Source organism: Leyella stercorea, assembly GCF_021531355.1.
Taxonomy (GTDB): Bacteria; Bacteroidota; Bacteroidia; order Bacteroidales; family Bacteroidaceae; genus Prevotella.
Map to the genome: position 1 here is coordinate 1 of NZ_JADYTS010000114.1, position 6134 is coordinate 6134.

A 6134-nucleotide genomic window follows, 5' to 3' on the forward strand; every position below is an offset into this window, starting at 1 on the left:
TAGTTCACGAAGCATAACTTTCTGTCGCATAACGTAAATTATCGTAAATGTCACGTGAATTTTCGTAAATATAAAGTGTATCCAAGAAAGGACCATCAGCAAAAGACCTGAGAATGATAGCATTTGTTCGATATGGAGATTTACCTAAGGAATAAGATACGTTAAAATCCGATAAATCCTTGGCGCTTTAGTAATAAAGTTGTATTTTTGTTAAATTCAAGAAAAATACGATAATGAAGACAATAGAGCAAATATTAAAGATAAAGGCTGTGGTGCTTTACATTCTGAAGGCATTTCCTGAAGGAGTGGATTATATCCACCTCTTTAAGGTGATGTATTTCGCCCAGCAGAATCAGTTGAAAGAGTATGGTTTACCAATCGTCTATGATACTTTTGTGGCAAGAAAGCACGGACCGGTCCCAACGTTGACCTATAAGGTCTTGCGTGGGGTAGAAGGAAAGACCGAGATTTCTTCTGAATTGAAAGACTTTGCTGCTTCTTTGTATGTTGAACTATCTAAGGATGGTCATCAACTTATTTTGGCTTCAAAGAATGCAGTTTGCGATATGGACGAACTTTCAGTTGCAGACATCAAGATGCTTGATAAATGGATTGACAAATGTAAGGATGTAGATTCTTTTGACTTGTCGGATAAATCCCACGAGGATAAAGCTTGGAAACGAGCGAAGCGTCAAGCTGATAAGACAGGTGAGGACACCAAGATCACAATGTATGATATGGCGGATGCTGCTGGTGCCAGTAAGGCTATGTTGGCTGTTATTCGTGAGCGCCAGTCTGTTCAAAAGGCTTTGTCATGGATTTAAGGGAATTGCAAAAGGCTTATCTTTACAATCTCCGTCAAGTTACAGAAGAGAAGTTGGAGATAGGTTCATTAATCAGAACCATCATTTCTATAGATGAGGGGTTGGTGTTTAAGGATGGAAGAAAGCAGAAACCCAAGAAATTGGTAATCATAGGTGTCGATAAGATAAAGAAGGTTTGCTATGGTTCCGTATTGGTAAATACCAAGATGAGTCCTAAGTCAGCCTATTCTGCCTCATTCCTCTCTGCCCAGTATCTCCTTCATCAGATCGATTATCCTGAATTCTTGAAGTATGACAGTTATGTAGATTGTGGTATGCTCTTCTCCATTCCGTTGGAGAAACTAATGAAAGGAGAGTACTTCGGTACGCTTACTGACTCTGACCTTCATGGTATTTTTGATATTCTCAAAACAACCGAGACTCTTACTAGTAAGGAAAAGAAGAGATTCGGTATTATTTAGTAAGGTTTTAATTATATAATCGGCAAAGCCGACAATTCTTGCTCTGGCAAGCGGCAAAGCCGATAACAACATTCTAATCCCTATCCGAGTGGCGGCACGCGCAGAGCGATACTGCGGTGGGGAACCAAAACAAATTTTGAATTAGGAATTACGAGTTTTGAATTACTGCGCTTTGCGCATTATGAATTGCTCAATTGTGAGTTGAGAATCCTTAATCACCACTCATAATTCCACATCGGCAAAGCCGACAATTCAACACTCAACATTCAACACTCAACATTCAATATGGTTCCTACAGATAAAAACGAAATGCGCAAGCAGATGTTTGCAGAAATGGAAGAGAAACTGTTTAAGGACAGCAAACCCGAAGACAGTTCCTTTTACTATCACTCTTCCGAGGACCGTATAGTGTTGTCTCATGCCCTTTTCTGGGTAATGACACAAAACATAAAAGGCAAGATGGCAAAGCAGAAGTTTCTCTTGTTGCTCCGTCAATATCAGGAAGAGATGCTCGAAGCATACCTCACTTTATCCCCCGACTTCAACGACTTGCTTCACTATTGCAATGTCCTTTACGATATGCTGCCCAATATCCTTATGAGTAGCACATTCCGTAACGACAAAGATGCCCGCAGATTGTCTGCAATAGCTCTTGTTGCCTGTGGTTATGGAGGCGACATGCCCGAATCTCTTAGCAACAAACTGCTCGACGACATAGACTTCTATTATAATAAGGTTAAATGTCGCAAGATAGAACGTATGCTGCCAGCATTGAGCAAGATGGTGATAGAAGAGCAAAACGATTTTGCTAAACAACATCCATGCGTATTGTAAGACTTGCAAAAGTGCCGATACAAAGGGCTATGCCCTAAATTGAGTACTAACCATAGCTGCTATGAAAGAGACTAAAGAAGGTAAGGATGCTGGAACTGTTTGTATGGATAGCTTAGAAAGTTTCATGTCTTCAATGATATGAGTTTAAAACCTCATCAATACAGAAAAGAGAGAAAAATCTTTGTGGCGTAAAATATAAATATTACCTTTGTTTTTAAACAATAAAGACAATATATATGAACGCTACAGAGTGTATAAAAAAACTTTCTCCCGTCTTGTTTTGGGATGTGGACAAGTCGCAGGCTGATATGGATAAGTATCCTTCTTTTTTTGTGCAAAGAGTTTTGGAATATGGCAATTGGAGTGATTGGAAATTACTATTATGCTATTATGGCAAAGATAGAATCGTGGATATTTGCAAGAATCTGCGTTCACTCGATTCCAAATGCCTTTCATATATATGTGCCATTTCAAACACAAGAAAGGAGGAATACAGATGCTATCGTATGAAACAGTTGAACCAAGGACATTGGAACTATAAAAATCCTTGATGCAAGAGCCTGCATTCAATGACATGAGACTGGTTGGTGGTACTGCATTAGCTTTGCAATATGGACATCGGCAGTCAGTCGATTTGGATTTCTTTGGTGATTTAACTTGTGGCCAGGAAATATCACAAGAGATATTATCTAAATATGGTAAAGTATCAGTTATAAAAGAAACAAAGAACATACGTATATATACAGTAGACAACATTAAGGTCGACTTTGTTCATTATAGTTGTTATCCATGGCTTGAAGATGCTATATTTCAAGATGGTATACGTTTAGCATCACCAGTAGATATTGCAGCGATGAAAATCAATGCAATAGAAGGTCGTGGCACAAGAAAAGATTTTGTCGATGTTTTTTTCATATTGAAACATTATTCGTTACAAGCCTCAAATCCGCAACCGCCCTCATAAGATGACACAGAGGTCAAAAAGGTAGCGTCACTGCGGCAAAAGAGGGCGCAACGCAGCAAAAATCGCCACAAAGACGCATAAATTCCCCTTACCCTACCACGCGACTTGAGGCAATACGCAGAATCACGACCATAAGTTGTCGGTGTTATCCAAAGTCATTCTGGAACACATCAGCATAAGCGTTGTTGCATGAATAGATATTCAGCACATACTGCCTTGATGTCCTGATCCACTTTGCTGGCACAGAGATGAACCTGAAGACAAACGCCTTGATGCGGCTTGTTGCTTTGAGTCCGAACCTCTTCACGTCAAGCCTCGCCATGATGAATTTATAGAAGTTGCGTATGAGTGCCGTAAGCAGAAGAAACACCGTGTTTTCTCCCATGAAGGATTTTGGAAGCCTGTTCCAGCCGAATCCGTTATTCATTTCATCGAAGATGCGTTCCTTCCCTCCACGGAGGTTATAGAATTTGACAATCTCTTTCTCTGAAGACTCGTAGTCATTTGTAAGGATGCAGCGGTAGGTGTATTCGCCTTCCCACAGGTCAAGCTCACCGTCAATTCGCTTCTGCCTTTGGATTACAAGACGGTATGCCCTCCCTTTCCATTTCTCAACAAGAATGGAGTTCAGTTCAAACTCACTGCCGCCCAGTTCCTCTCTCTTCCACCCTCTGAGCGCAAAGATGTCATCGTAAAGCGAACCGCAGCGGCTGGCGCGGATATAGAAAGTCATGCAATGCTTTCCGACCTCTTCCACAATTTCCTCTGAGCAGGATCCGCAATCTGCCCTGAAACGATTGACTGTCAATCCTTTCTGTTCAATCCTCTCAAAGAATCTCCTCAACGTGTCCTTCTGGTGGAAACGAACGTTAGTGTTGCCGTCGCTGTTCTCTATGCCGACAATCATATCGCCAATGACTGCCACACCAGGACGGTATCCGAGAAACTTCTTGTATGTGGGCTTCGCGTCATACTTTTCAGTCTCTATGAACTGGTGGTCGAAGTCAATGTCATACCCCTCGCCCCCTTTCAGCTGCCCTGTGGACAACAGGCAATTGAGGAGCAGTGTATTCAGCTTGTCTGCCGTGTTGAAGTCATAGGTCTTGCCCGTGTCGGATGTGTAGGAAATGTTATCCTGGGTCAGTTCCTTTATGGCTCTGAGAATAGTGTCGGCACTGCATGTGCGAAGTGTCGGATAAAGCGAGAGGTGGTACATCAGATGAGTGGTGACATCCTCTATGCATGAGCCGCCACAGAAATAAACGCTCATAAGCGAACGGATGATTTCGCTGTATTGATAACCATACAGCTTGCATCTCATACCAAGGGTTGAGTCTATAACAGATGAGAGCTTGGAGTCAAATTGCTCCATTATTGAAAATATTCCTCCAAAAGGAGTGAGTTCCTCAGATTTAATTGCTACCTTTACCATGTCTGTCGGGTTTGATACATATTTTGATTTGCAACACTAAGATAGGTAAAAAATCTGACATGACAAATCCTGAGCAACTTTTTGTTGCTCAGGTACTTAAAAAGTTATATTTATAATACTGTTGCGGAATTAAGGAATAAAAGAGAAACAATATGAAGACAAAGAATTATCTGAAAAAAGGATGTGGATGTCTGTCTGGCGCAGTTGTGCTGGCAGTTGTCATTGGAGCCATCGTTATGTATGTGCTCAAGCCAAAATGGCACGATGAGTATGGCCAGCGGTTTCAAGACATCTCATACGGAAGCCGACAGCACAACACTTACGACCTCTATCTGCCTAATGATGCAGAGAAAAACGATAGCCTGGCTCTCATCCTATATGTTCACGGCGGTTCCTGGTTAGGCGGTGACAAAGATGAGCATTATGGTGACTGCTACGCCTGGGTTCAGAGGGGCTATGCCACCGCTACGATGAACTATAGTTTTTTGAGCGAAGACAGCGTTTCACTGCATACCATGTCCGACGAGATTGATTCGTGCATCAGGCATATCGTTGGCTTCGCGTCCGAGAAGGGAGTCCACATTCGTCAGATGGCTATTGCCGGGACATCGGCAGGCGGGCATCTGGCCATGATGTTTGCCTACAATCATTCGCATCCTTTGCCGCTCCGTTTCGAGGCAATCAAAGTCGGGCCGTCAGACTTCCGTATCCTGTTCTCCTACGAGGAGAACGCAAAAGCGGAAGACGTGGAGAACCTTGTCTTCAGTTGCACGGGCAAGCGGATGCGTGCAAACGAATGTTCAAGGGAGTTGCTGGATAGCATCAAATTACTGGCTTCACCCGTCAGCTACATCAACGATTCTACGGCTCTACCTGCCATCTTTGCATACGGCGGAAAGGACTGGCTGATTAAGCCTGACCACTACCATGCCCTGCAAGCGAAATATGACAGCCTCGGCAAACCCTACGACCTCATCGTCTTTCCAAATTCCGGTCACGCCCTGTTGCAAGACAAGGACTGCACGACACGCCACGACAGCATCATGAACGTGTATTGCAAAAAGTATTTCGGATACTGATAATAGAAGTTATTCTCAAAATCCTCAAATCCGCAACTATGCGCATCATATTATGAACTGGTGGTCGAAGTCAACGTCATACCCCTCGCCCTCTTTCAGCTGCCCTGTGGACAACAGGCAATTGGGGAACAATGTATTCAGCTTGTCTGCCGTGTTGAAGTCATAGGTCTTGCCCGTGTCTGATGTGTAGGAAATGTTATCCTGGGTCAGTTCCTTTATGGCTCTGAGAATAGTGTCGGCACTGCATGTGCGAAGTGTCGGATAAAGCGAGAGGTGGTACATCAGATGAGTGGTGACATCTTCTATGAATGAGCCGCCACAGAAATAAACGCTCATAAGCGAACGGATGATTTCGCTGTATTGATAACCATACAGCTTGCATCTCATACCAAGGGTTGAGTCTATAACAGATGAGAGCTTGGAGTCAAATTGCTCCGTAAGCACTCAATTGTTTCCGAGGCATATTACATGAACCAAGTTACCTTTGCACTGCAAAACATAAAAATACGATTATGGCAAGCAGTGAAGATTTTAAAAGGA

Annotated in this window: 7 protein-coding genes and 1 pseudogene; 6 read left to right on the forward strand and 2 right to left on the reverse strand. The window is 42.8% G+C overall.

Going from position 1 to position 6134, the window contains the following annotated elements:
* Positions 1-233: 233 nt before the first annotated feature.
* From I6E38_RS14095 to I6E38_RS14115, 5 genes are all read left to right on the forward strand, one after another.
* Positions 234-824: a Panacea domain-containing protein gene (locus I6E38_RS14095; RefSeq protein WP_235394589.1), complete on the forward strand. Its 591-nt coding sequence runs from the start codon at positions 234-236 to the stop codon at positions 822-824.
* Positions 815-1285 carry a hypothetical protein gene (locus I6E38_RS14100; RefSeq protein WP_235394590.1) on the forward strand — a complete coding sequence of 157 codons (471 nt, stop codon included), beginning with the start codon at positions 815-817 and terminating at the stop codon, positions 1283-1285. Before I6E38_RS14095 ends, I6E38_RS14100 begins: the two co-directional genes overlap by 10 nt.
* Before the next feature lie 285 nt (positions 1286-1570).
* A complete protein-coding gene (locus I6E38_RS14105) occupies positions 1571-2119 on the forward strand; it encodes a hypothetical protein (protein ID WP_235394591.1) in 549 nt (182 codons plus the stop codon).
* A 236-nt stretch (positions 2120-2355) separates the two neighbouring features.
* Positions 2356-2670, forward strand: coding sequence for a DUF6922 domain-containing protein (locus tag I6E38_RS15545; protein ID WP_235394592.1), 315 nt, complete (start codon positions 2356-2358; stop codon positions 2668-2670).
* A 23-nt stretch (positions 2671-2693) separates the two neighbouring features.
* Complete coding sequence (locus I6E38_RS14115; RefSeq protein WP_235394593.1) at positions 2694-3083, forward strand: nucleotidyl transferase AbiEii/AbiGii toxin family protein; 390 nt, start codon at positions 2694-2696, stop codon at positions 3081-3083.
* Positions 3084-3228: 145 nt separating this feature from the next.
* On the opposite strand, the gene I6E38_RS14120 is transcribed toward I6E38_RS14115, so the two are convergent.
* Positions 3229-4515, reverse strand: coding sequence for an IS1380 family transposase (locus tag I6E38_RS14120; RefSeq protein ID WP_235394594.1), 1287 nt, complete (start codon positions 4513-4515; stop codon positions 3229-3231).
* Positions 4516-4667: 152 nt separating this feature from the next.
* On the opposite strand from I6E38_RS14120, the gene I6E38_RS14125 reads away from it, so the two are divergent.
* Positions 4668-5594, forward strand: coding sequence for an alpha/beta hydrolase (locus tag I6E38_RS14125; RefSeq protein WP_235394595.1), 927 nt, complete (start codon positions 4668-4670; stop codon positions 5592-5594).
* A gap of 51 nt (positions 5595-5645) precedes the next feature.
* On the opposite strand, the pseudogene I6E38_RS14130 reads toward I6E38_RS14125, so the two are convergent.
* A pseudogene (locus tag I6E38_RS14130) lies at positions 5646-6038 on the reverse strand (IS1380 family transposase); the annotation flags it as partial.
* Positions 6039-6134 lie beyond the last annotated feature (96 nt).

What these genes read in the sequence shown, in the direction of transcription:
- I6E38_RS14095 (WP_235394589.1), top strand. Translation starts at nt 234, where the DNA reads ATGAAGACAATAGAGCAAATATTAAAGATAAAGGCTGTGGTGCTTTAC.
- I6E38_RS14100 (WP_235394590.1), top strand. Translation starts at nt 815, where the DNA reads ATGGATTTAAGGGAATTGCAAAAGGCTTATCTTTACAATCTCCGTCAA.
- I6E38_RS14105 (WP_235394591.1), top strand. Translation starts at nt 1,571, where the DNA reads ATGGTTCCTACAGATAAAAACGAAATGCGCAAGCAGATGTTTGCAGAA.
- I6E38_RS15545 (WP_235394592.1), top strand. Translation starts at nt 2,356, where the DNA reads ATGAACGCTACAGAGTGTATAAAAAAACTTTCTCCCGTCTTGTTTTGG.
- I6E38_RS14115 (WP_235394593.1), top strand. Translation starts at nt 2,694, where the DNA reads ATGAGACTGGTTGGTGGTACTGCATTAGCTTTGCAATATGGACATCGG.
- I6E38_RS14120 (WP_235394594.1), bottom strand. Translation starts at nt 4,515, where the DNA reads ATGGTAAAGGTAGCAATTAAATCTGAGGAACTCACTCCTTTTGGAGGA.
- I6E38_RS14125 (WP_235394595.1), top strand. Translation starts at nt 4,668, where the DNA reads ATGAAGACAAAGAATTATCTGAAAAAAGGATGTGGATGTCTGTCTGGC.